This is a genomic window from Angustibacter sp. McL0619, from assembly GCF_049994355.1.
GTDB lineage: Bacteria > Actinomycetota > Actinomycetes > Actinomycetales > Angustibacteraceae > Angustibacter.
In genome coordinates this window covers 2,301,269-2,326,157 of sequence record NZ_CP188257.1, presented here as the reverse complement: position 1 = coordinate 2,326,157, position 24,889 = coordinate 2,301,269, and the positions used below count along the sequence as shown (strand labels likewise).

Annotated in this window: 21 protein-coding genes; 3 read left to right on the top strand and 18 right to left on the bottom strand. The window is 70.6% G+C overall.

Annotation, left to right across the window (positions count from 1 at the left end):
* Window positions 1-8: 8 nt before the first annotated feature.
* The 11 genes from ACPPVT_RS10740 to uvrA form a co-directional block, all read right to left on the bottom strand.
* Complete coding sequence (locus tag ACPPVT_RS10740) at window positions 9-359, bottom strand: RNA polymerase-binding protein RbpA (RefSeq protein ID WP_426566976.1); 351 nt, start codon at window positions 357-359, stop codon at window positions 9-11.
* Window positions 360-422: 63 nt separating this feature from the next.
* Window positions 423-671, bottom strand: coding sequence for a preprotein translocase subunit SecG (gene secG / locus ACPPVT_RS10735; RefSeq protein ID WP_426566975.1), 249 nt, complete (start codon window positions 669-671; stop codon window positions 423-425).
* A gap of 98 nt (window positions 672-769) precedes the next feature.
* Window positions 770-1,576 carry a triose-phosphate isomerase gene (tpiA, locus tag ACPPVT_RS10730; RefSeq protein ID WP_426566974.1) on the bottom strand — a complete coding sequence of 269 codons (807 nt, stop codon included), beginning with the start codon at window positions 1,574-1,576 and terminating at the stop codon, window positions 770-772.
* A gap of 16 nt (window positions 1,577-1,592) precedes the next feature.
* Entirely contained in the window at window positions 1,593-2,783 is a 1,191-nt protein-coding gene (locus ACPPVT_RS10725) for a phosphoglycerate kinase (protein WP_426566973.1), read from the bottom strand.
* Between the two features lie 16 nt (window positions 2,784-2,799).
* Window positions 2,800-3,804 (bottom strand): type I glyceraldehyde-3-phosphate dehydrogenase, encoded by a 1,005-nt coding sequence (gene gap, locus ACPPVT_RS10720; RefSeq protein WP_426566972.1) that lies wholly within the window; start codon window positions 3,802-3,804, stop codon window positions 2,800-2,802.
* A gap of 118 nt (window positions 3,805-3,922) precedes the next feature.
* Entirely contained in the window at window positions 3,923-4,903 is a 981-nt protein-coding gene (whiA, locus tag ACPPVT_RS10715; protein WP_426566971.1) for a DNA-binding protein WhiA, read from the bottom strand.
* Between the two features lie 78 nt (window positions 4,904-4,981).
* On the bottom strand, window positions 4,982-5,917 hold the full coding sequence (locus ACPPVT_RS10710) for a gluconeogenesis factor YvcK family protein (protein ID WP_426566970.1): 936 nt from the start codon (window positions 5,915-5,917) through the stop codon (window positions 4,982-4,984).
* Window positions 5,914-6,807 carry an RNase adapter RapZ gene (gene rapZ / locus ACPPVT_RS10705; RefSeq protein WP_426566969.1) on the bottom strand — a complete coding sequence of 298 codons (894 nt, stop codon included), beginning with the start codon at window positions 6,805-6,807 and terminating at the stop codon, window positions 5,914-5,916. Before rapZ ends, ACPPVT_RS10710 begins: the two co-directional genes overlap by 4 nt.
* Window positions 6,808-6,853: 46 nt before the next feature.
* The gene (gene uvrC / locus ACPPVT_RS10700; protein ID WP_426566968.1) at window positions 6,854-8,803 is read right to left on the bottom strand and encodes an excinuclease ABC subunit UvrC; all 1,950 of its coding nucleotides are present in this window, start codon (window positions 8,801-8,803) and stop codon (window positions 6,854-6,856) included.
* A 45-nt stretch (window positions 8,804-8,848) separates the two neighbouring features.
* On the bottom strand, window positions 8,849-9,274 hold the full coding sequence (locus ACPPVT_RS10695; protein ID WP_426566967.1) for a Rieske (2Fe-2S) protein: 426 nt from the start codon (window positions 9,272-9,274) through the stop codon (window positions 8,849-8,851).
* A gap of 93 nt (window positions 9,275-9,367) precedes the next feature.
* Window positions 9,368-12,463, bottom strand: a complete 3,096-nt coding sequence (gene uvrA / locus ACPPVT_RS10690; RefSeq protein WP_426566966.1) for an excinuclease ABC subunit UvrA — start codon at window positions 12,461-12,463, stop codon at window positions 9,368-9,370.
* A 133-nt stretch (window positions 12,464-12,596) separates the two neighbouring features.
* Between uvrA and ACPPVT_RS10685 the strand changes: the two genes are divergently transcribed.
* From ACPPVT_RS10685 to ACPPVT_RS10675, 3 genes are read left to right on the top strand one after another with little or no spacing between them, the layout of a single operon-like run.
* Entirely contained in the window at window positions 12,597-13,322 is a 726-nt protein-coding gene (locus tag ACPPVT_RS10685; RefSeq protein WP_426566965.1) for a maleylpyruvate isomerase family mycothiol-dependent enzyme, read from the top strand.
* Between the two features lies 1 nt (window position 13,323).
* A complete protein-coding gene (locus ACPPVT_RS10680; RefSeq protein ID WP_426566964.1) occupies window positions 13,324-15,099 on the top strand; it encodes a glycoside hydrolase family 15 protein in 1,776 nt (591 codons plus the stop codon).
* Between the two features lie 9 nt (window positions 15,100-15,108).
* Window positions 15,109-15,774, top strand: coding sequence for an MBL fold metallo-hydrolase (locus ACPPVT_RS10675; RefSeq protein WP_426566963.1), 666 nt, complete (start codon window positions 15,109-15,111; stop codon window positions 15,772-15,774).
* Here ACPPVT_RS10675 and ACPPVT_RS10670 read toward each other — a convergent pair.
* From ACPPVT_RS10670 to ACPPVT_RS10640, 7 genes are all read right to left on the bottom strand, one after another.
* Complete coding sequence (locus ACPPVT_RS10670) at window positions 15,745-18,114, bottom strand: bifunctional FO biosynthesis protein CofGH (RefSeq protein ID WP_426566962.1); 2,370 nt, start codon at window positions 18,112-18,114, stop codon at window positions 15,745-15,747. The genes ACPPVT_RS10675 and ACPPVT_RS10670 overlap by 30 nt on opposite strands.
* 30 nt (window positions 18,115-18,144) lie before the next feature.
* Window positions 18,145-19,131 carry a TerC family protein gene (locus tag ACPPVT_RS10665; protein ID WP_426566961.1) on the bottom strand — a complete coding sequence of 329 codons (987 nt, stop codon included), beginning with the start codon at window positions 19,129-19,131 and terminating at the stop codon, window positions 18,145-18,147.
* Window positions 19,132-19,305: 174 nt separating this feature from the next.
* Window positions 19,306-20,151 carry a DUF72 domain-containing protein gene (locus ACPPVT_RS10660; RefSeq protein ID WP_426566960.1) on the bottom strand — a complete coding sequence of 282 codons (846 nt, stop codon included), beginning with the start codon at window positions 20,149-20,151 and terminating at the stop codon, window positions 19,306-19,308.
* Between the two features lie 4 nt (window positions 20,152-20,155).
* Window positions 20,156-22,258 (bottom strand): excinuclease ABC subunit UvrB, encoded by a 2,103-nt coding sequence (gene uvrB, locus ACPPVT_RS10655; RefSeq protein WP_426566959.1) that lies wholly within the window; start codon window positions 22,256-22,258, stop codon window positions 20,156-20,158.
* Between the two features lie 60 nt (window positions 22,259-22,318).
* Window positions 22,319-22,915, bottom strand: coding sequence for a dephospho-CoA kinase (coaE, locus tag ACPPVT_RS10650; protein WP_426566958.1), 597 nt, complete (start codon window positions 22,913-22,915; stop codon window positions 22,319-22,321).
* Between the two features lie 25 nt (window positions 22,916-22,940).
* The gene (locus tag ACPPVT_RS10645; protein WP_426566957.1) at window positions 22,941-23,507 is read right to left on the bottom strand and encodes a hypothetical protein; all 567 of its coding nucleotides are present in this window, start codon (window positions 23,505-23,507) and stop codon (window positions 22,941-22,943) included.
* A gap of 4 nt (window positions 23,508-23,511) precedes the next feature.
* Window positions 23,512-24,876: a HAMP domain-containing sensor histidine kinase gene (locus ACPPVT_RS10640; RefSeq protein WP_426567120.1), complete on the bottom strand. Its 1,365-nt coding sequence runs from the start codon at window positions 24,874-24,876 to the stop codon at window positions 23,512-23,514.
* Window positions 24,877-24,889 lie beyond the last annotated feature (13 nt).

The window sequence follows — 24,889 nt, the reverse complement described above, 5'->3', positions numbered from 1 at the left end:
GCCGGGGCTCAGCGGATGAGACCCCGGTCGCGCAGCTGCTGCAGAGCCTCGTCCAGGATCGCCTGCCCGTCGGTGTCGCTTCGGCGCTCCTTCACGTAGGCCAGGTGCGTCTTGTACGGCTCGACCTTCGGCGGGGCCGGCGGGTTCGCCTGGTCCTGACCGGCAGGGAAGCCGCAGCGCGGGCAGTCCCAGGTCTCCGGAGCGGACACGCCCTGCTCGTCCGCGAAGCTCGGGCGAGTCTCGTGCCCGTTGGCGCACCAGTACGACTGGACGATCCGGGGGGCCGCGTCGCCACGCTCCGCCTCACCCATCGGACCTGCGCCTACCCGGCTGCCCCGGATTGCGTTACCGCCTGCCATGCACGTTCTCCCGTGTCTCGTGTGCGCTGGTGACCCTGCCGACGCCGCCCGGCGTCGGGTGGGTCAGGTGGTGGTGAAACGCTCGATCAGGCCGATCCCGACGATGGCGGCCGTCCAGACCAGCGCGACGGCGATCGTGAACCGGTCGAGGTTCTTCTCGGCCACCGACGAGCCACCCAGGCTGGACGAGACGCCGCCTCCGAACATGTCTGACAGACCGCCGCCCTTGCCCTTGTGGAGCAGGATCAGCAGGATCTGGAACAGGCTGGTGATCACCAGCACCACGTTGAGGCTGATACGTACTGCAGTCACGAAACTTCCATCCGTCAGGTGGGTCGGGGCCGCTGGGCCGGGTCGTACCGTCACAGGGTACGCGGTGCCGGCCGGAAACAGGACGTCGGGCGCGTGCGTCAGCCTGTCACGTGGTCACGGTAGCGGCAGATGCTGGCGAACTCGTCGGCCTTGAGGCTCGCGCCACCCACGAGCGCACCGTCCACATCGGGCTGCGCCATGATCGACGCGACGTTGGCCGCCTTGACAGATCCGCCGTAGAGCACTCGGACGGCGTCCGCCACGTCGCCGGACCACGTCTCCGCGAGCCGGGTGCGGATGGCCGCGCAGACCTCCTGCGCGTCCTCGGGGGTGGCGACCTCGCCGGTACCGATGGCCCAGACCGGCTCGTAGGCCACGACCAGCGTCTTGCCCTGCGCCGCGCTCACCCCCTCCAACGCGGCGTCCAGCTGCGTCAGCGTGTGCGCGCAGTGCTCGCCGGCCTGGCGGACCTGCAGCCCCTCACCCACGCAAAGGATCGGGGTCAGGCCGTGCTGGTAGGCAGCCCGGACCTTGGCATTCACGATGCTGTCGTCCTCGCCGTGGATCTCACGACGCTCGCTGTGCCCGACGACCACGTAGGCGCACCCGAGCTTGGCGAGCATCGACCCGGAGACGTCGCCGGTGAAGGCGCCCTCCGGATGCGGCGAGAGGTCCTGGCCGCCGTAGCGGATGTCCAGCTTGTCGCCGTCGACCAGGGTCTGAACAGTGCGCAGGTCGGTGAAGGGCGGCAGCACGGCGACCTCGACTGCGGCGAAGTCGTGCTTGGCGTCCTTCAGCGTCCAGTCCAGCTTCTGCACCAGGTGCGCGCCGGCCAGGTGGTCCAGGTTCATCTTCCAGTTGCCCGCCATCAGGGGGACACGACCGGTTACGGTGCCGCGAGCCATCGGTTGGTGCCTTTCGTCAGCTGTCGAGCACGGTCAGGCCGGGCAAGGTCTTGCCCTCGAGGTACTCCAAGCTGGCGCCGCCACCGGTGGAGATGTGGCCGAACGCCCGCTCGTCGAAACCGAGGGTACGCACAGCCGCGGCCGAGTCTCCCCCACCGACCACGGTAAAGGCATCGGAGTCGACCAGCGCCTGGGCGACAGCGCGGGTGCCGTTGCTGAACGCGTCCATCTCGAACACGCCCATCGGGCCGTTCCAGAAGACGGTCCGTGCGTCGGCCAGCGCAGCTGCGAACTGCTCGGCGCTGGCCGGCCCGATGTCCAGCCCCACCCGGTCGGCGGGGATGGCGTCGGCCGGCACGACGTCGTGTTCGGCGTCGGCGGCGAAGGCCGTCGCCGCGACGACGTCCGTGGGCAGCACGAGCTGCACGCCGCGCTGCTGCGCGGTCGCCAGGTACCCGCGAACCGTGCCGAGCTGGTCCTCTTCAAGAAGGCTCTTGCCGACCTCGTGGCCCTGCGCCTTGAGGAAGGTGAAGACCATCCCACCGCCGACCAGGATCCGGTCGGCGGTGTCGAGCAGGTTCTCGATCACCCCGAGCTTGTCGGACACCTTGGAGCCGCCGAGCGCCACCACGTAGGGGCGCTGCGGGTCCTCGGTCAGCTTCTTGAGCACCTCGACCTCGGCCAGCACCAGTCCGCCGGCAGCGTGCGGCAGCCGCTCGGCGACGTCCACCACGCTCGCCTGCTTGCGGTGCACGACGCCGAACCCGTCGCTGACGAAGGCGTCGGCCAGCCCGGCCAGCTGGTCGGCGAACGCCCCCCGTTCGCCGTCGTCCTTGCTGGTCTCGCCCGGGTTGAAGCGAAGGTTCTCCAGCACCGCCACCTCGCCGTCCTGCAGCGCCGAGACCGCGCTCTGTGCGCTCTCGCCGACGGTGTCGGTCGCGAAGGCCACCGAAGCACCCAGCAGCTCGCCGAGCCGGGCCGCCACGGGTCGCAGGGAGTACCGCTCCTCCGGAGCGCCCTTGGGACGGCCCAGGTGGGCGCAGACCACGACTCGGGCACCGGCCTCACACAGTCGCTGGATCGTCGGGACGGAGGCCCGGATGCGCCCATCGTCGGTGATCTTCGTGCCGTCCAGTGGCACGTTGAGGTCGCTCCGGACGAGCACTCTCCGGCCGCGCAGGTCGCCCAGGTCGTCAATGGTCAGCACGTGGCTACGACCCCGCTCAGAGGGTGGCGCCGACGTACGTGATCAGGTCCACGAGCCGGTTGCTGTAGCCCCACTCGTTGTCGTACCAGCCGACGACCTTGACCTGGTTGCCGATCGCCTTGGTCAGTCCGGCGTCGAAGATGCAGGAGGCCGGGTCGGTGACGATGTCGGAGGAGACGATCTCGTCCTCGGTGTAGCGCAGGTAGCCCTTCAGCGACCCCTCGGCCGCAGCCTTGACCGCGGCGTTGACCTCGTCGGCGGTGACCTCACGGGACAGCGTCACCGTCAGGTCCGTCGCCGAGCCGGTGGGGATCGGCACCCGCAGCGCGTAGCCGTCGAGCTTGCCCTTGAGCTCGGGCATGACCAGGCCGATCGCCTTGGCCGCGCCGGTCGAGGTGGGGACGACGTTCACGGCCGCCGCACGAGCCCGTCGCAGGTCTCGGTGCGGGCCGTCCTGCAGGTTCTGGTCGCCGGTGTACGCGTGCACCGTCGTCATCAGCCCGCGCTCGATGGTGAAGGCGTCGTGGATCGCCTTGGCCATCGGGGCCAGGCAGTTGGTGGTGCACGATGCGTTGGAGATCACCGTGTGCGCCGCGGGGTCGTACTGCTCGTGGTTGACCCCCATGACGACGGTGACGTCCTCGTTCTTCGCCGGCGCGGAGATGATGACCTTCTTCGCGCCGCCGTCGACGTGCGCCTTCGCCTTGGTGGCGTCGGTGAAGAAGCCGGTGGACTCGATCACGACGTCAGCGCCGACCTCGCCCCACTTCAGGCTGGCGGGGTCGCGCTCCTCGAACACCCGGATCAGCCGTCCGTCGACCGTGATGCCCTCGCTGGTCGCCGTCACCTCGGCTGGCAGCCGGCCCAGGATCGAGTCGTACTTCAGCAGGTGGGCGATGGTCGCGTTGTCCGTGAGGTCGTTCGCGGCGACGACCTCGATGTCGGCGCCGGACGCCAGCACGGCGCGGAAGAAGTTGCGGCCGATGCGGCCGAAGCCGTTGATACCTACGCGGACGGTCACTGCGCTGCCTCCTGGGGACGGTGGCGCCCTACAGGCGCGGTCAGGGTGGTGGACGTCGACGACGCTGTCGATCCACGGACGACCCTATCGCCCTCGGGGATGCGGGCCGCGGGGCGTATCAGGCTTCGAGCATGTCCGCGGTGAGGTTGGCGTCCGTGCCCGGCACGCCCTCGTCCTCGGCACGCTTGTCAGCCATGGCCAGCAGCCGGCGGATGCGACCGGCGACCGCGTCCTTGGTCATCGGCGGGTCCGCCAGGTGACCGAGCTCCTCGAGGCTGGCCTGCTTGTGCGCCAGCCTCAGCTGGCCGGCCTCGCGCAGGTGGTCCGGGACATCGTCCCCGAGGATCTGCAGCGCACGCTCGACCCGCGAGCCGGCGGCGACCGCCGCCCGCGCGGACCTGCGCAGGTTGGCGTCGTCGAAGTTGGCCAGCCGGTTCGCGGTGGCGCGGACCTCACGCCGCATCCGGCGCTCCTCCCAGGCCAGCACCGCGTCGTGCGCGCCGAGCCGGGTGAGCATCGCGCCGATCGCGTCGCCGTCGCGGATCACCACGCGGTCGACGCCGCGCACCTCGCGTGCCTTCGCGGAGATACCAAGGCGACGGGCCGCACCCACCAGGGCCAGCGCCGCCTCCGGGCCGGGGCAGGTGACCTCCAGTGCCGACGAGCGGCCGGGCTCGGTGAGCGACCCGTGCGCGAGGAACGCACCGCGCCAGGCTGCCTCCGCGTCGCAGACGGCACCCGAGACGACCTGCGGCGGCAACCCGCGGACCGGGCGACCGCGGCCGTCGATCAGACCGGTCTGCCGAGCCAGCGCCTCGCCGTCCTTGACCACCCGGACCACGTACCGGCTACCTCGACGCAGCCCACCGGGAGCGAGCACCACGATGTCGCTGGCGTGGCCGTAGACGTCGGCGATGTCCCGGCGCAGCCGGCGCGCCGCCTGACCGGTGTCCAGCTCGGCCTCGACCACGATCCGGCCCGCGACGATGTGCAGCCCACCGGCGAACCGGAGCGTGGCGGACACCTCGGCCTTGCGACAACACGTCCGGGTCACCGGTAGGCGGCTCAGCTCGTCCTTCACCATTGCCGTCATCGCCATGCGGGCCATCCTGCCATTCTCGTCGGGCCTTGGGGCGTCCACCTCGGACCCGAGTGAACGGACCCAGCGCCGTTCGTCTCAGCGCAGCACGTCACGGTACGCCGCCGCCAGCCGCAGCGGGTCGTGCACCCCTGTGCGGCCGGTCTGGCCGACCGAGAACACGGCGAGCGCTGCCCCCAGCCGCCGCGCTGCCTCCTCCAGCTGACGACGGTCCGCAACCACCGTGGGATCGGCGAGCACGACGTCGGCCCGGAGCGCAGGAGCGTGCTCCCGCAACGCATCCAGCAGATCCGCGCCACTGAAGCCGCCGGTCTCTTCCTCGTCGATCAGGTTCAAGGTGATCACCCGCTTGGCACTGGTCTCGCAGATCGCGTCGGCCAGCTCCGGCACCAGCAGGTGCGGCATGACGGAGGTGAACCAGGAACCAGGGCCGAGAACCACCCAGTCGGCCGAACGGACGGCCTCCACCGCCTCGGCGCAGGCCGGCGGCGCCTGCGGGACCAACCGCACGGCGGTGACCCGGCCAGGCGTCACGGCGACCTGGGACTGCCCGCGCACCGTGCGGGCCGCCTGCGGGTCGGCCGGGTCGAGTCCGACCACGCTGGCCTCGATGGTGAGCGGCACCGAGCTCATCGGCAGGACCCGGCCGCGGGCACCAAGCAGTCGGCCGACCCAGTCCAGACCGCCGACGGTGTCACCGAGCAGCTCCCAGAGCGCGACGATCAGCAGGTTCCCCACGGAGTGGTGGTGCAGCTCGCCCTGGCTGGCAAAGCGGTGCTGCAGCACGTCCCGCCAGGTGCTCCCCCACTCGCCGTCCTCGCAGAGCGCTGCCAGGGCCATCCTCAGGTCACCGGGCGGCAGGACCCCCAGCTCGCGACGCAGCCGGCCGCTGGACCCGCCGTCGTCCGCGACCGTGACGACGGCACTGAGCCGGTCGGTGATGTGCCGCAACGCGCCCAGCGACGCGGCCAGCCCGTGGCCACCCCCCAACGCCACGACCGCCGGGCGGGTCACTCCCGCCCCAGGTCGCGGTGCAAGGTGCCCACCTGGACGTCGAGCTCGGACAGCCGGGCGGCCAGGGCGTTGACCATCGCCACCGAACGGTGCTTGCCGCCGGTGCAGCCCAGGGCGATGGTCATGTAGCGCTTGCTCTCGCTCTCGTACCCGACCAGCACCGGCTTGAGCGCGGACACGAAGCGCTCCAGGAAGACGGCCGCGCCGTCCTGCGCCATCACGTAGCTGCTCACCGCGGCGTCGTTGCCGTTCTGCGGACGGAGCTCGTCGACCCAGTACGGGTTGGGCAGGAAGCGCATGTCCAGCACGAAGTCGGCGTCCAGCGGGACGCCGTACTTGAAGCCGAACGACATCACGGTGGCGCGCAGGCTGGGCAGCTCGCTGGACTCGAAGACCTGGGAGACCTTGGTCTTGAGCTGGGTGACGTTCAGGCCGCTGGTATCGATCACCACGTCGGCGCTTTCCCGGACGAACTCGAGCATGGCGCGTTCGCGGTGAATGGCGTCCAGGATGCGCCCGCTGCCCTGCAGAGGGTGCGGACGACGCACCGACTCCTGCCGCCGGACCAGCACGTCGTCCGCGGCGTCCAGGAACACCACCCGCGGTGCGGCGCCTCGGGTTCGCAGCTCGAACAGGGCGTCCTGCAACGCCTGGAAGAAGGTGCGGCTGCGCACGTCGACGACGGCGGCCAAACCAGACAGGTGCACCTCGTCGTCGGAGCCGCTGTCGCGCAGTGCGAGCTCCAGCAGGGGGTTGAGCATCTGCGGCGGCAGATTGTCGACGACGTACCAGCCGAGATCCTCCAGCACGTTGGCCGTCGTGGAGCGGCCAGCGCTGGACATGCCGGTCACGATGACCAGCTGTGGCTGCTGCGTGCCCTCGTCGCTCATGAGCTCCTGCCTCGTCGTCGCCCCACCGTACCGAGCCTGCACCTGGTCAATCGTCCAGCACCTCACCGGTCGTGAGGTTGACGGCCGGAGTCGCCCCGGACGTACCAGCCAGTGCGTCGACGACGGCCTGCGCGGTGGCCGGCCCGATGCCCGGGACCGCAGCGATCTCTGCCGCCTCGGCGGCGCGGATCCGCTTCAGCGAGCCGAACTGCTTGAGCAGCGCCTTGCGCCTGGTCGGCCCCAGGCCGGGGACCGCGTCGAGGGCGCTGCTGGTCATGGCCTTCGACCGCCGCTGCCGGTGGAACGTGATCGCGAACCGGTGTGCCTCGTCGCGCACCCGCTGCAGGAGGTAGAGGCCTTCGCTGGAGCGGGGCAGGATCACCGGGTGGTCGTCGCCGGGCAGCCAGACCTCCTCGAGCCGCTTCGCCAGGCCGACCAGGGACACCTCCTCGATGCCGAGGGCATCCAGCGCCCGCGCCGCTGCGGCGACCTGGGGTGGGCCGCCATCGACCACGACAAGCTGCGGCGGGTAGGCGAACTTCTGCGGTCGGCCCGTCTCCGGGTCGATGCCCTGGGCGATCTCGACGTCGCTCGCCTCCGCACGCTCGTCCAGGTAGCGCCGGAACCTGCGGGTGATCACCTCGTTCATCCACGCGGTGTCGTCCTGGCCCTCGGTGCCGCGCACCGAGAACCTGCGGTACTCGGACTTGCGAGGCAGCCCGTCCTCGAAGACCACCATGGACGCCACCACCTCGGTGCCCTGCAGGTTCGAGACGTCGTAGCACTCGATGCGCAGGGGTGCGTCGGGCAGGTCCAGCGCGTCCTGGAGCTCCTTCAGCGCGAGCGACCGCGTGGTCAGGTCGCCGCCGCGCCGGGTCTTGTGCAGGTTGAGGGCTTGGCCGGCGTTGCGTTCCACCGTCTCCAGCAGGGCGCGTTTGTCGCCCCGGCGCGGCACCCGCAGGTCGACCCGGGAACCTCGCATGCCCTCCAACCAGGCCGCCACCTCAGCACTGTCTCGAGGCAGGGCGGGCACCAGCACCTCACGCGGGACGGCCTCCGGCGATGCGCCGTAGACCTGCTGCAGCAGGTGCTCGACCAGGTCGTCGGTGCCGACGTCCTCGACCTTCTCGACGACCCAGCCGCGCTGTCCGCGGATCCGGCCACCGCGCACGTGGAAGACCTGGACCGCCGCCTCCAGCTCGTCCTCGGCCAGCGCGAACACGTCGGCGTCGGTGGCGTCGGCCAGCACCACCGCGCTCTTCTCCAGAGCGCGGTTGAGCGCCCCGATGTCGTCGCGAAGCCGGGCCGCACGCTCGTACTCCTGCTCGTTCGCGGCCTGCTTCATCTCGTGCTCGAGGCGCCGGACGAAGCGCCCGGTGTTGCCCGCCATGAAGTCGCAGAAGTCCTCGGCGAGCTCGCGGTGCTCCTGCTCGCTGACCCGCCCGACGCACGGGGCCGAGCACTTGCCGATGTAGCCGAGCAGACACGGTCGGCCGACCTGCCCGGCGCGGCGGAACACGCCGCTGCTGCAGGTGCGCACAGGAAACACCCGCAGCAGCAGGTCGACGGTCTCTCGGATCGCCCAGGCGTGCGCGTACGGGCCGAAGTACCGGGTGCCCTTGCGCTTGGCCCCGCGCATGACCTGCACGCGTGGGAAGTCCTCGCCCATGGTGACCGCTAGGTAGGGGTAGGACTTGTCGTCGCGGTACTTGACGTTGAAACGAGGGTCATACTCCTTGATCCAGGAGTACTCCAACTGCAGGGCCTCGACCTCGTTGGCCACCACCGTCCACTCGACACTGGCTGCCGTGGTGACCATGGTGTGCGTCCGCGGATGCAGCGCGGACACGTCCTGGAAGTACGAGCTGAGCCGCTGCCGCAGGCTCTTGGCCTTGCCCACGTAGATGACGCGGCCGTGCTCGTCACGGAACCGGTAGACGCCCGGCTCGACCGGGATCTCGCCCGGTGCGGGGCGGTACGTCGACGGGTCGGCCACGACGCCAACCCTACGTTCGTCCGCCGACATCGGCGGGCGCGGGCGTCACCCCAGGACGACGTCCGAACCTGACACCGAGACGGCGACGGGCGCGAGGGGCTCCTTGGCCAGGCTGTCGGACGTCGGCGCACCGTCCGAGATCGCGAAACGGCTGTTGTGACAAGGGCACACGATGAAGCCGTCGCTCACGCTGGTCACCGCGCAGCCCTGGTGGGTACAGCGGGTCGAGTAGCCCTTGAACTCCCCTGCCGATGGCTGCGTCACGACCACGCGGGCATCCGGGAAGACCGAACCGCCACCGACCGGGACCGTGCTCGTGGCCCCGACCACCGAGCCGGCCGCCGCGCTCGAGCCCGACCCGGCGGGGCCCGATCCGCCGTCGTCGCTGCAGGCCGTAACGGCAGCCCCAACGACGGCGACCGCTCCGACACCCTGGAGCAGGGCTCGACGCGATGGCTCGGCGTGCTTCATGTGACGGCTCCGTTCGTCGCGGGGCCAGGCCCCAGGGTCGCTGCCGGTCAGACTGCCCCGCGAACCTGGGAGTCAGCCGAGTGCCTTCTGGACCTACCCCGCAGACCTGCGGGGCGAGGCCGCGGTCTTCGCCGTCTTCTTCGTCGCGGCCGTCTTCTTCGCTGGGGTCTTCTTCGCGGTCGTCTTCTTGACCACTGTCTTGTTGACCGCCTGCGTGGAGGTCGTCTTCGCTGTCGCCCTCTTGGTCGCGGCCTTCTTCGCGGTCGCCTTGCTCGCCCTCGCCGTCGTCGCCGGCCGGCTCAGCAACGCCGCCGCGACCGGCCTGGACGCGGCCACCGGGACGGGGCGACGACCGTCGAGCACCGGCTTGAGGAACTGTCCGGTGTAGCTGGCAGGGTGAACGGCAACCTGCTCCGGGGTGCCCTCCGCAACCACCAGGCCGCCACCGGAGCCACCCTCCGGGCCCATGTCGACGATCCAGTCGGCGCTCTTGATCACGTCGAGGTTGTGCTCGATGACGATCACGGTGTTTCCCTTGTCCACCAGCCCCTGCAGCACCAGCAGGAGCTTGCGGATGTCCTCGAAGTGCAGGCCGGTGGTGGGCTCGTCCAGCACGTAGACCGTGCGTCCGGTCGAGCGCTTCTGCAGCTCGCTAGCGAGCTTGACGCGCTGCGCCTCGCCGCCGGACAGGGTGGTCGCAGGCTGGCCCAGCCGGACATAGCCGAGACCGACTTCCACCAGCGTCGTCAGGTGCCGGCTGATCGCCGGCACGGCGGCGAAGAAGCCAGCGGCCTCCTCGATCGGCATGTCCAGCACGTCCGAGATCGTCTTGCCCTTGAAGTGCACCTCGAGCGTCTCGCGGTTGTACCGCGCGCCGTGGCAGACCTCGCAGGGAACGTAGACGTCCGGCAGGAAGTTCATCTCGATCTTGATCGTGCCGTCGCCCGAGCAGTTCTCGCAGCGGCCGCCCTTGACGTTGAACGAGAACCGACCCGGCAGGTAGCCACGGATCTTCGCCTCGGTCGTCTCGGCGAACAACCGGCGCACGTGGTCGAACACCCCGGTGTAGGTGGCGGGGTTGCTGCGGGGGGTGCGGCCGATCGGGCTCTGGTCGACGTGCACCACCTTGTCGAGGTGGTCCAGCCCGCGCACGGTGCGGTGCCGGCCCGGGACATGCCGCGCGCCGTTCAGCTTGTTGGCCATCACGTTGTAGAGAATGTCGTTGACCAGCGTCGACTTACCCGAGCCGGAGACGCCGGTCACCGCGACGAAGCAGCCGACCGGGAACGACACGTCGATCCCCTGCAGGTTGTGCTCGCGAGCACCCACCACGGTGATCTCCCGGTCGCCGTCCACCCGCCGGCGCTCGGTCGGCAGCGTGATCTCGCGCCGGCCGGACAGGTACTGCCCGGTGATCGACTTCGGGTGCGAGAGGAGCTTGGCGACCGTTCCGGAGTGGACCACGTGGCCGCCGTGCTCCCCCGCCCCAGGACCGATGTCGACCACCCAGTCCGCGTGTCTGATGGTGTCCTCGTCGTGCTCGACCACGATGAGCGTGTTGCCCAGGTCGCGCAACCGGGTCAACGTCCCGATCAGGCGGTGGTTGTCGCGCTGGTGCAGGCCGATGCTTGGCTCGTCCAGCACGTAGAGCACACCGACCAGGCCCGAACCGATCTGCGTGGCCAGCCGGATCCGCTGCGCCTCGCCGCCGGACAAGGTGCCGGAGGCGCGGTCGAGCGAGAGGTAGTCCAGCCCGACGTCCAGCAGGAAGCCCAGCCGCGCCTGGATCTCCTTGAGCACCCGCTCGGCGATCTGCTTCTCGCGAGCCGTCAGCTTCAGCGTGTCGAGGAACTGGGCGCAGTCGCGGATCGGCTTGGCGCAGACCGCCGAGATGGACAGCCCGCCCAGCAGCACGGCCAGCGACTCCGGCTTGAGCCGGGCGCCCCCGCAGACTGGACACGGCACCTCACGCATGTAGCCCTCGTAGCGCTCACGGCTCCACTCCGACTCGGTCTCAGAGTGGCGGCGTTGGACGAACGGGATGGCCCCCTCGAACCCCGTGGTGTACGAACGCTCGCGACCGAAGCGGTTGCGGTAGCGAACGTGCACCTCGTAGTTCTCACCGAGCAGCAGCGCCTCCTTCGCCCGCTCGGGCAGAGCACGCCACGGGACGTCGGTCGAGAACCCGAGCTGGTCGCCCAGCGCGGAGACCAGCCGCTGGAAGTACTCGGCGGAGCCCTGCGTCCACGGCGCTATGGCACCCTCAGCCAGGCTGAGCTCGTCGTCCGGAACCAGCAGGTCAGGGTCCACCTCGAGCCTGGTGCCCAGGCCCGTGCACTCCGGGCACGCACCGAACGGGCTGTTGAACGAGAACGACCGCGGTTCGATCTCGTCCATTGCCAGTGGGTGCTCGTTCGGACAGGCCATCTTCTCGGAGAAGCGGCGCTCGCGGTCCTTCGCCTTGGGGTCGAGGTCGACCAGCTCGACAACCACGAGCCCGCCGGCCAGCCCGAGTGCGGTCTCCACCGAGTCGGTCAGCCGACGCTTCGCCGATGCCTTGGCGACCAGCCGGTCGACCACGACGTCGATCGTGTGCTTGAGCTTCTTCTCCAGAGCGGGGGGCTCGGCCAGCGTGACGACCTCACCGTCCACCCGCGCCCGTGAGAAGCCCTTCGACTGGAGTTCGCGGAACAAGTCGGCGTACTCGCCCTTGCGGGCCCGCACCACAGGGGCCAGCACCTGGAACCGGGTGCCCTCGGGGAGCTCGAGCAGCCGGTCGACGATCTGCTGGGGCGTCTGCCGGGTGACCGCCTCGCCGCAGACCGGGCAGTGCGGACGGCCGGCACGGGCGAACAGCAGCCGTAGGTAGTCGTAGACCTCGGTGATCGTGCCGACCGTGGACCGCGGGTTACGGGAGGTGGACTTCTGGTCGATGGACACCGCCGGTGACAGGCCCTCGATGAAGTCGACGTCTGGCTTGTCCATCTGACCCAGGAACTGGCGCGCGTACGCCGACAGCGACTCCACGTAGCGGCGCTGCCCCTCGGCGAAGATCGTGTCGAACGCCAGGGACGACTTGCCCGAACCGGACAGGCCGGTGAAGACGATCATGGCGTCTCGTGGCAGGTCGATCGAGACGTCCTTGAGGTTGTGCTCGCGCGCGCCGCGCACGATGAGGCTGTCAGCCACGGTGGGCTCGCTCCTGCGGTGTGGTGCGGGTCCGGGAATGCGTGCAGGCACCCGCCGGACGGGTCCCGACCATGCTAGGTGGCACCACCGACAACGGCCGACTCGGCGTTGTGACCCGGAGTAGGTTCGCTCCATGACGGCGTTCGCGGACGACCCCATACTGGCCCAGCTGTGCGACCAGACCGACCACCTCCTGCAGTCGGTCAACGAGCTCACCGACGACGACGTGCACCGCCCGTCGCTGCTGCCGGGCTGGACCCGCGGGCACGTCCTCAGCCATCTGGCCCGCAACGCCGACGGCCTGGGCAACGTGGCCCGGTCGGCCGTCACCGGCCAGGTGACCCCGATGTACGAGTCCGCGCAGGCGCGCGACGCGGGCATCGAGGCCGGAGCCGGCCGGTCGGCGTCCGAGCTGGAGTCCGACGTGGAGAGCTCCGCCGAGCGCTTTCTCGCTCTGCTGGCCGACGTCCCCCCGGCCCAGCTGGACCTCGAGGTGCCCAGCGGACGCGGCCCGACCATCCAGGTCGCCACGCTGCCCTGGCTGCGGCTGCGCGAGGTCGTCTACCACCACGTCGACCTCGCCCTCGGCTACACGTTCGCGGATGCCCCGCAGGTGGTGCTGCGTGGCGGGCTGGGCGAGTGCCCCGGGCGGCTGGTCGACGCTGGGCCCGGTGCCCGGATCGCCGTCACCCACCCGGACGGGAGCGTCGAGGACGTTGTGATCGGCGACGGGGCCAGGTCGCTGGCCGGCCCGGCGCACGCCGTCCTGGCGTGGCTGACCGGCCGCTCCGACGGTGCCGGGGTGGAACGGGTCGACGCACCCGAGGAAGCGCTGCCGACCTTGCCGAGCTGGGGCTGACGTGCCCGCACGGATCGAGGAGTACGCGATCATCGGCGACACCACGACGTCCGCCCTGGTCTCGGCCGACGGCTCGGTGGACTGGGCCTGCCTGCCCCGGTCGGACTCGCACGCCTGCTTCGCCGCGCTGCTCGGCGATCCCCAGCACGGACGGTGGCTGCTGACCCCGGATCGGCCGCACACCACCACCCGGCGCTACCTCGACCACTCGTTCGTGCTAGAGACGACGCACACCACCGAGGAGGGCGTCGTCCGGATCGTCGACGCGATGCCCATCGGCGACGAACGCGCGGACATCGTGCGGCGCGTCGAAGGGGTCAGTGGGAGTGTCCGGATGCGTCACGAGTGGGTCGTGCGCTTCGGCTACGGGAAGGTGCGACCGTGGGTGCACCGCATCGTCGACCCGCACGGGCACCCCGCGCTGCACGCCATCGCGGGTCCGGACATGCTCGTGCTGCGCGGCGCCCGCCTGCCGACGGCCGGCGACGGCCGGCACAGCGACGTGTTCGACGTCGGCGAGGGGGAGGTGATGGCCTGGTCGACCACCTGGTTCCCCGGCTGGCAGGCAGTCCCGGAGCCGCTGGACATCGACGAACGGATCGAGGCGACCCGGATCCGCTGGAACCAGTGGGCCTCGACCTGCCAGGAGGACGGTGCCTACCAGGAGGAGTACCTGCGTTCCCTGCTGGTGCTGCGGCTGCTGACCGACGCGGAGACCGGCGGGATCGTCGCGGCACCGACCACGTCGCTGCCGGAGGCGCTCGGGGGCGAGCGCAACTGGGACTACCGGTTCTGCTGGCTCCGTGACGCGTCGCTGACTCTGGAGGCCCTGCTGGAGGCGGGGTTCACCGAGGAGGCCGAGGAGTGGCGTCGGTGGCTGCTGCGTGCGGTCGCCGGTGACCCGGAGGATCTGCAGATCATGTACCGGGTGGACGGTGGTCGCGAGCTGCCCGAGCGGGTGCTGGCTCACCTGCCGGGCTATGAGGGCTCGCTGCCCGTCCGGGTCGGCAACGCGGCGGTCGACCAGCGGCAGAGCGACGTTCTCGGCGAGGTCATGTCCGCGCTGCACGTGGCTCGTGAGCGCGGCCTGGACGAGTCGCTGGACAGCTGGGCCCTGCAGCGCAAGCTCGTTGCGGCCCAGACGAAGACCTGGGAGCAGCCGGACAACGGGATCTGGGAGATCCGCGGCGAGCCGCAGCACTTCACCCACTCCAAGATCATGGTCTGGGCGGCGTTGGACCGAGCCGTGCGTGCCATGGAGCACTACGGGCTGCCCGGCCCGATGGACGAGTGGCGCCAGCTGCGCGACGAGGTGCACGCGCAGGTGCTGGAGCGCGGCTGGGACGACGAGCTGGGCAGCTTCGTGCAGTTCTACGGCGCCAAGCACACCGACGCCTCGCTGCTGCAGCTGGTGCGGGTCGGCTTCCTGCCGGCCGACGACAGCCGCGTGCTCGCCACCATCGCCGCGATCGAGCGCGAGCTGCTCGTGGACGGCTACCTGCTGCGGTACCGCACCGAGCACGACGTGGACGGTCTGCCGCCCGGCGAGGCGCCGTTCCTGGCGTGCTCGTTCTGGCTGGCCGAGGCCTACGCGAGGTGCGGTCGCAAGGACGACGCGAAGGCCATGCTCGACAGGTTGTGCGGGCTGGCCAACGACGTCGGACTGCTGAGCGAGGAGTACGACCCGCGAGACGGGCGGATGCTCGGCAACTTTCCGCAGGCGCTCAGTCACCTCGCGCTCGTCGGGGCAGTGTCGGCGTACCGCAAGGCGCGCTAGCGTCGCCCCATGAGCGACTACACCGGCGAGGTCGTCCCGGGCGGGCCGACCGCCGTGCGCGAGCTGGCCCACCTCGTGATCCGCAAGGCGAGCGTCAGCGAGCAGGACAACAACGCCTACCTGCTGACCTGCCGGGACACCGGCGAGCAGCTTCTGGTGGACGCGGCGGACGACGCGCCGCGGCTGACCGCGCTGATGAACGAGGGCACGGGTTGGCTGGACGCTGTGGTGACCACCCACCAGCACTGGGACCACCACCGCGCGCTGCCGGACGTCGTCGGGCATACCGGAGCGCGGGTCGCTGCCGGAGCGGACGACGCGGACGCCCTACCGGTGCCCGTAGGCGAGCTGCTGCACCACGGGGACCGGGTCACCTTCGGTCACGTCGTTCTCGAGGTGATCCACCTGCGCGGGCACACGCCGGGCTCGGTGGCCCTGCTCTACCGCGACCCAGAGGGGTCACCGCACCTGTTCACCGGCGACTCGCTCTTCCCCGGCGGCGTCGGGAACACCCAGGGGGACGCCGAACGCTTCGCCAGCCTGATCGACGACGTGGAGCTGCGGATCTTCGACGAGCTGCCGGACGAGACGTGGTTCTACCCCGGCCACGGGGCCGACTCGACGCTCGGAGCAGAGCGCCCGCACCTACCCGAGTGGCGCGAGCGCGGCTGGTAGCGGCATTCGCTCGTAGAGCGTGGTGCGTTGGGCCGCGGGGCGACCGGCCCCGGCAGCGACCTCGGCGAACGCCGCGACGTCCAGTCCCTGGCCATGGGCCGCGCCGGCCGCCCGGCTGATGTTCTCGTCCATCAGCGTTCCGCCGAGGTCGTTGACCCCGGCGCGCAGCAGCTGACCCGCTCCGCTGCGGCCGAGCTTGACCCAGGACGCCTGGATGTTGTCGATCCAGCCGTGGTATGCGATCCGCGCCACCGCGTGCATGAGCACCACCTCACGCCAGGTCGGACCTCGTCGCGCGCCACGCTTGAGGTACACGGGTGCGGCCATGTGCACGAACGGGAGTGCGACGAACTCGGTGAAACCACGGGTCTCCTGCTGCAGGGCACGGGTGCGCACCAGGTGGCGGGCCCAGTGCCGAGGCTGCTCCACCGAGCCGAACATGATCGTCACGTTGCTGCGCAGCCCGACCGAGTGCGCTGCCCGGTGCGCCTGCAGCCACTGCTCGGTGTCGATCTTGTCCGGGCACAGGATCGCGCGGATCTCGTCGTCCAGGATCTCGGCGGCTGTCCCGGGCAGGGTGCGCAGGCCAGCGTCCTTGAGTCGCAGCAGGTACCGCTCCAGCGGTTCGTCGAGCCGGCGGGCGCCCTCGGTCACCTCCAGCGCGGTGAAGCCGTGCAGGTGCAGGTCGGGCACGGCCTCGTGCACTGCACGCGCGACGTCCACGTAGAAGTCGCCGTCGAAGCTCGGATGGATGCCGCCCTGCAGGCAGACCTCGGTCGCGCCGAGCTGCCAGGCCTCGCGCGCCCGTTCGGCAACGTCGTCCAGCGAGAGCAGGTACGGCTTGCCCCGCAGGTTGAGCGACAGCGGACCCTTGGAGAAGCCGCAGAAGGTGCATCGGAACGTGCACACGTTGGTGTAGTTGATGTTCCGGTTCACCACGAACGTGACGTCATCGCCGACGGCCTGCCGGCGCAGCTCGTCGGCCTGCTCGGCGACAGCCGCGACCTGTGTCCCCCTCGCGCCGAACAGGGTGACCAGCTCGTCCTCGCCAAGCTCTTCGCCGGACGCCACGGCGTCGAGCACGTCTTTGACAGCTCCACGCGCATGCGCCGGCGCGGGCAGGAGCTGGGGGGCATGGACGTCGGCCCCGGAGTACCAGGCCGTGGACCGACGTCCGATCTGCACGACCTCGGCGCCGGTCCCGACGTTCGCTGCGGCCTCGTGCCGCTCAGGCCAGGTTGCGCCCGGGTCGTCGCGGCCGAGCCCTTGGGCGTCCGAGCGGTCCAGCACAGGGAACCGGGTCGCTGGATCGAGCCAGCGTTCAGGCTCGAGTGCGAACTCCGGGTAGACCGTCAGACGCGGTGCCAGGGCGTGCCCCGCCGCCTCGGTCGCTGCACGAAGCCGATCCAGACCGGGCCAGGGCCGCTCGGGGTTCACGTGATCCACGGTGACGGGAGAGACCCCGCCCCAGTCGTCCACCCCGGCGGCGACCAGGGCGGCCAACCCGTCGACATCTGTCAGGTTCGGCGGTGCCTGCACGTGCACGCTCGGATCGAGGACGAGTCGGGCGATCGCGATCGCCCGCTGGTGGTCCTGCGCCTGGCAGGGTGCGGCGTCGCGCATCTCGGTGCCGGCCTTGGGCAGGAAGTTCTGCACGATCACCTCCTGCACGTGGCCGTGCCGGCGGTGGCTGTCCGCGATGGCCTGCAACGCGACCACGCGGTCGTGCTCGCTCTCGCCGATCCCGACGAGGACGCCGGTCGTGAACGGGATCGACAGCTCGCCAGCAGCCTCCAGCGTCGCGAGCCGCCGTGCTGGGGCCTTGTCCGGCGCGCCGCGGTGGGCGGCCAGGTCGTCGCGAAGGCTCTCGACCATCATCCCCTGGGACGGCGCGACCGGCCGCAGCGCCGCGAGCTGCGCAGCCGAGATGGCGCCGGCGTTCGCGTGCGGCAGCAGCCCGGTCTCGGTGAGGACGAGCTCGCACATGGCCCGCAGGTAGTCGACCGTCGAGGCGTACCCGCGCGAGCGCAGCCACTGCGCTGCTTGCGGATACCGGCGCTCGGGGTCCTCGCCGAGCGTGAAGAGCGCCTCGTGACAGCCGGCTGCGGCACCCTGCTCGGCGACGGCGAGCACCTGTGCCTCGTCGAGGTAGGGAGCCTCCAGCGAACGCGGCGAGGTGGCGAACGTGCAGTACCCGCAGCGGTCCCCGCAGAGCCGGGTCAGTGGGATGAAGACCTTGGGCGAGAACGTGATCCGCACGCCGTGCGCGCCGTCGCGCAACTCGCGGGCACGGGCGGTCAGCTCGGGGGTGGACAGTGCGGTCAGCTCAACCGGATGCATCTCGAGACGCTACCGGACGCAGGCGCAGGACTACGCGGCCGACCGCCGCTCGTCCCTCCTGGTCTTGAGCAGGCTCGCCGCGGCGGTCACCGCGAGGGTGCCGACGATGACCACCAGCGAGAGCCAGATCGGGATGTCCGGCGCCCACTGGACGGGCTGGCCGCCATTGATGAACGGGACCTCGTTCTCGTGCAGGGCATGCAGAATCAGCTTGACGCCGATGAAGAAGAGCAGCACGGACAGTCCGATCCCGAGGTAGACCAGCCGCAGCAGCAGCCCACCGATCAGGAAGTACAGCTGGCGCAGCCCCATCAGTGCGAACACGTTCGCCATCAGCACCAGGTAGGGCTCGTTGGTGAGCCCGTAGATCGCCGGGATCGAGTCGAGCGCGAACAGCAGGTCGGTCGTCCCCAGCGCGACCAGCACGATCGCCATCGGCGTGATCAGCCGCTTGCCGTTCTCGACGACCGTCAGCTTGACCCCGTTGTACTGGTCGGTCGCGGGCAGGTGGTTGCGAGTCCAGCGGATCAGCGCGTTCTCGTGGTAGTCCTCGTCGCCCGTCTGCCCCTCCCGGGCCAGGTGGATCGCGGTGTAGACCAGGAACGCACCGAAGAGGTAGAACACCCAGCTGAAGTTGTTGATAGCGGCCGCTCCCACCGCGATGAAGATGCCGCGGAACACCAGGGCCAAGATGATCCCGATCAGCAGCGCCGTCTGCTGGTACTGCCTCGGCACGGCGAACTTGGACATGATGATGATGAAGATGAAGAGGTTGTCCACGGACAGGCTGTACTCGGTCAGCCAGCCCGCGAAGAACTCGGCACCGAACTGCGCGCCAGCGAAAACCCAGACCCCGATGCCGAACAGGACCGCCAAGCCGATGAAGAACGCAAGGTGGCGGGCGGACTCGCCGGTCGACGGCTCGTGCGGGCGGCGTCCGATCACGAGGACGTCGACCAGCAGGAAGAGCATCGCTGCGCCGACGGTGGTTAGCCAGACCCAGGTGGGAACGTTCACGGGTACAGTCCTCCGGTCAGTCGAGACGCGGCCCCGATGTCGGGAACGCGCTGCTGCCGGAGGTCTCTCCCACCCGTGAGCGGGCCGGCTCCCCGGGCCCGGAGCGCGTCTGCGCTGGACCGTGATGACGAGGACGCCGTCAGGGGATACTCCCCTCCGTCGAACGGGACAAGCCTACCCGGTCGGCGACAGCCGCTCCGCCAGCGCCATGGCGTCATGCGGGGCGTAGCCCTTCGCGTCGTTGTCGAAGTAGAGCAGCACGTCCAGACCCTCGGCGAGCCACCCACGGACCCGCTGCGCCCAGACGTCCAGCGCGGACGCGGAGTACCCGCTGGCATAGAGCTCGATGTCGCCGTGCAGCCGGGCGTAGACGAAGTCGGCGGTGGCCTCCTCGAGCATCGGCCAGTGCTTTGCGGAGTCCGCGACGACCAACGCCACGCCGTGCTCGCGCATCAGCCGGACCGACTCCGCGCTGCCGAAGCTGGGGTGCCGCGCCTCGACCGCGTGCCGGACCCGGCGCGGCGGGCCGACCGCGGACGCCGGCTCCGGCACCCGCTCGTCGTGCCGCGCCGCCAGGGCCTCGGCCTGGACGGTGTCCTGCGGTAGCAGGCGCAGGAAGGCGCGGACGAGGTCGGCGTCGAACGCGAAGTTCGGCGGCAGCTGCCACAGCACCGCGCCGAGCTTGGGACCCAGGGCGAGAGGTCCGGTCGCGAAGTAGTTCGCCACCGCCACCTCGACATCACGCAGCCGCTTCATGTGGGTGATGAAGCGACCGCCCTTGAGCGAGAAGACGAAGTCGTCCGGCGTCTGCTCAGCCCACGAGCGGAAGCTGGCCGGTTTCTGCATGGCGTAGAACGTCCCGTTCACCTCGATGGTGGACAGCTTGCTCGAGGCGTACTCCAGCTCTCGGCGGTGCGCCAACCCGGCCGGGTAGAAGTCACCGCGCCAAGCGGGATACGTCCAGCCGGCGATACCGACCCTGGCGGTTGGGGCCGTCAGCTCTGCGCGCTCTGTCGTCATCGTGTCAGGCGTGCCCGGCACCCTGCATGGCGCGGAGCTCCTTCTTCAGGTCACCGATCTCGTCACGCAGCCGGGCGGCCAGCTCGAACTGCAGCTCCGCAGCCGCGGAGTGCATCTGGTCGGACAGCTGCTGGATCAGATCGGCCAGGTCGGCCGCCGGCAACGCCGCGAGGGCTCGGCCCTCGCCGGCCCCGCGCGAGGCCTGCCCAGGAACCGGCGCCTTGCCGCGGGACTGGTTGCGCCCGGACCCGCCGAGCAGCGCTGCAGTGTCCGCGTCCTCCCGGCTGATCAGGTCGGTGATGTCCGCGATCTTCTTGCGCAGCGGGGTCGGATCCACGCCGCGCTCCTTGTTGTAGGCGACCTGCTTGGCCCGACGTCGGTTCGTCTCGTCGATCGCGAGCTGCATGGACGGGGTGACCCGGTCGGCGTACATGTGTACCTGGCCGGAGACGTTGCGGGCGGCGCGGCCGATGGTCTGGATCAGGGAGGTGCCGGACCGCAGGAACCCCTCCTTGTCGGCGTCCAGGATGCTGACCAGCGAGACCTCGGGCAGGTCCAGGCCTTCACGCAGCAGGTTGATGCCGACCAGGACGTCGAACTCGCCCAGCCGCAGCTCGCGCAGCAGCTCGACCCGGCGGAGGGTGTCGACCTCGGAGTGCAGGTAGCGCACCTGGACCCCCTGCTCGAGCAGGTAGTCGGTGAGGTCCTCGGACATCTTCTTGGTCAGCGTGGTGACCAGGACGCGCTCGTTGCGCGCTGCGCGCTCCCGGATCTCGTGCAGCAGGTCGTCGATCTGACCCTTCGTCGGCTTGAGGACGACCTCTGGGTCCACCAGGCCCGTCGGGCGGATGATCTGCTCGACGACCCCGTCGCCCTTGGCCAGCTCGTACTGGCCGGGGGTGGCCGACAGGTAGACGGTCTGCCCGATCCGCTCGAGGAACTCCTCCCACCGCAGCGGTCGGTTGTCCATCGCGCTCGGCAGCCGGAAGCCGTGGTCGACCAGCGCTCGCTTGCGGGACATGTCGCCCTCGTACATCGCCCCGATCTGCGGGACGGTGACGTGCGACTCGTCGATCACCAGCAGGAAGTCCTCGGGGAAGTAGTCGAGGAGCGTGTTCGGCGCGGTGCCGGGGCCGCGGCCGTCGATGTGCCGGCTGTAGTTCTCGATTCCGGAGCAGGAGCCGACCTGGCGCATCATCTCGATGTCGTAAGTGGTGCGCATGCGCAGCCGCTGAGCCTCCAGCAGCTTGCCCTGCCGCTCGAGCTCGGCGAGCCGGTCGGCCAGCTCGGTCTCGATGCCACCGATCGCCCGCTCCATCCGCTCCGGTCCGGCCACGTAGTGGGTCGCCGGGAAGACGTACATCTCGTCCTCCTCGTGCACGACCTCGCCGGTCAGCGGGTGCAGCGTGTACAGCCGCTCGATCTCGTCGCCGAAGAACTCGATCCGGAGGGCGAGCTCCTCGTACACCGGGATGATCTCGACGGTGTCGCCGCGCACCCGGAACGTGCCGCGGGTGAAGGCCAGGTCGTTGCGGGTGTACTGCATCTGGACGAACCGGCGCAGCAGGTTGTCCCGCTCGATCACGTCGCCCACCTTCAGGCGGGTCATCCGGTCCACGTACTCCTGCGGCGTGCCGAGGCCGTAGATGCAGGACACCGAGGCGACCACGATCACGTCGCGGCGGGTGAGCAACGAGTTGGTCGCCGAGTGCCGCAGCCGCTCGACCTCGTCGTTGATCGACGAGTCCTTCTCGATGTAGGTGTCCGTCTGCGCGATGTACGCCTCGGGCTGGTAGTAGTCGTAGTACGAGACGAAGTACTCGACGGCGTTGTTGGGCAGGAGCTCGCGGAACTCGTTGGCCAGCTGCGCCGCCAGCGTCTTGTTTGGTGCCATCACCAGCGTCGGTCGCTGCAGCTGCTCGACCAGCCAGGCCGTGGTGGCCGACTTGCCGGTGCCGGTCGCACCCAGCAGCACGACGTCCTGCTCGCCGGACCCGATCCGGGCCGTGAGGTCCTTGATAGCCGTGGGCTGGTCGCCGGACGGGGTGAACTCGGAGATCACCTCGAAGGGGGCGACCCGCCGTTGCAGGTCAGTCGTCGGCCTCATGGGGTCAACCGTAGGCGCGGGCACCGACAACGTGCGAGCCAGCACCCGAACGCCGGCGGTTCAGCCCTGCGACCGCTTACGCAGCCGCGCCCACAAGCGGTCGACCTGCTCGTGCAGCGACTCGCGGGTGCCCCCGTTGTCGATCACCACGTCCGCGACCGCCCGCCGGTCGTCGTCGCTGGCCTGGGCGGCCATCCGGGCGGTCGCCTCGGCCTCGGGCAGACCGCGTTCACGCAGCCGTTCCAGGCGGACCTGCCGAGGAGCCTGGACCACGACGACCACGTCGAACCGCCCGGCCATGTCCTTCTCCACCAGCAGCGGGACGTCCTGGACGACCACGGCGTCGGCCGCCGCCCCATGGGCGAGCTGGGCGGCGCGCTCGGCGATCAGCGGATGGGTGATCTGCTCGAGCCGCCTGCGGTAGGCGTCGTCGGCGAAGACGAGCGCGCCCAGCCGCGCGCGGTCCAGCGAGCCGTCGGCTCGCAGCACGTCGGCACCGAACGCCTCGGCAACCGCGGCGAGCCCCGGCGTGCCCGGCGCGACCACCTCGCGGGCCACGACGTCCGAGTCGATGACGACGGCCCCGAGCTCACGCAGGCGGGCCGCGACCGCCGACTTGCCGGCACCGATTCCGCCGGTCAGCCCCACTCTCAGCACGGATGGACCTTACCCACCCGGCGCCTCAGGGCGGCGAGAGCCGCGCGAAGTCGGCCCGCATCAGCGGACCGGTGACGAGCTGACCGTCCTCGTCGGGCATCGCCACCACGCGGTCGCCCAGCAGCAGCTCCACGCCGCTCGCATAGCTGTTCGCCGTCACCGTGAACACCACCTGCGCCACCGCAAGGACCTGCTCGGGGACGCTGAGCCGGTCGAAGCCGGTCGGAACCGCCACCTGCGCAACGGTGTCGCGCAGGCGGCCCGTCCAGCCCTGCAGCCGGGTCGGTAGCGCGCTGCGCACCCCCGCCGCGCTCTGCGCCGGCGTGAGCGGTTGCGCCAGTGCGCTCAGCGACGGTGCCAGGCCGTCCGCCGCCGGGACGAAGCGGTCCAACGCGACCAGGTGTCCGTCCTGCACGAAGTAGGCCTGGACGCGGACGGACGGTTGCGGGCTGCCCGCCGGCGACGGTGGGGAGGATCCCGGCCGGACCGAGCGCACCACAACCGGGCTGGCCTGCACCGGCACCGAGCACCCGGCCAGGGCGCTGCCCAGCAGCGGGAGCAGGACGAGAGCGACGAGTGAACGCTGGTTCACGCCGTCACCCACCGGTGCCCGGGAGCCGGACGACGAAACGCGCACCGCCACCGGGCCGTTCCTGGACGACGACGTCGCCACCCTGCCCGCGGACGTGACGTTGCACGATGGCCAGCCCGAGACCGACTCCGCCGGCGTCCTGACCCGACCGGTAGAAGCGTTCGAAGATCCGTGCGCGCAGTGCGGGCGGCACTCCCGGCCCCTCGTCGTCCACCTCGATCCGCAGCTCCGCGGGCGTTCCGGTGACATGGACGAGGGTGCAGCCACGCCCGTGCACGTCCGCGTTCCGCACGAGGTTCACCACGACCTGCTCGAAGCGCCGCTTGTCCAGTGCGACGACGCAGGCTGCAACGGCGGGGTCGACGACGGTGACCGCTCTGCCCGTGGCGTGGTCGGCGGCCGCGCGGACGAGGTCACCAAGCACCGCGGGCTCCCGCTCGATCGCCTCCCCCGCGTCGTGCCGGGCGATCTCCAGGGTGTCCAGCACCAGCGTGCGGAACCGCTGCACCTCCTCGGCCAGCAGCGACAGCGGTTCGCGGACGGCGTGCGGCAGCTCCTGCTCGCGGTTTCGCACCAGCTCCATCGAGTTCAGCATCGTGGTCAAGGGGGTACGCAGCTCGTGGCTGACGTCACCGGCGAAGCGGGCGTCGCCGATGACCCGCTGCTCGAGCGCGCTGGCGGTGCGGTTGAAGCCTTGGGCGATCTCGCGCAGGTCCGGGTCGCCGTCATCCGGCAGCCGGGCGGACAAGTCGCCACCGGCGACCGCGCCGGCCACCGACGTCAGCCGCCCCAGCGGGCGCAGCGCCAGCCGACTGGCGGTCCTTCCGACGACGAGACCGAGCAGCGCGGTGGTCGCCGCGGCGAGGACCAGGGCGCCGGACAGCACGTGCAGCGTGTGGTCGACGTCGCTGCCGTCGAAGACCTCGAAGTACAGGTCGCCGGACTGGCTCAGCGGGGTGCCGACGGCCAGGTACGGCGTGCCGGCGACGTCGAACCACTGGCGGGCCACCCCGCCGTTGCGCACGGCGGCCACCAGCGGCGCGGGCAGCTCGGCGGGGCCGAGCGAGGGGGACGTCGCGTACCAGCGTCCGCGCAGGTCCAGCACCGACGAGGTCACGTGCGGGTCGGCCAGACCGTCGAGCAGCTGGGGCAGCTGAGCCTGCTCCCGGGTGACGGCGACAGAGAGCGCGTCGGCGTCGACGCTGGTCTCGCGCAACGCGCTGGTCGCTCTGCCGTCGAGCAGGCTGCGGGACACCACGACCCAGCAGAGCGTCGCGAGCAGCGCCGAGAGCGCCAGCGCGAGCAGGCCGAAGGTGAGGGTGACCCGCCGACGCACGCCCAGCCGGTGCCACTGCGCGACCGGTGCCATCACGCGCACGCCG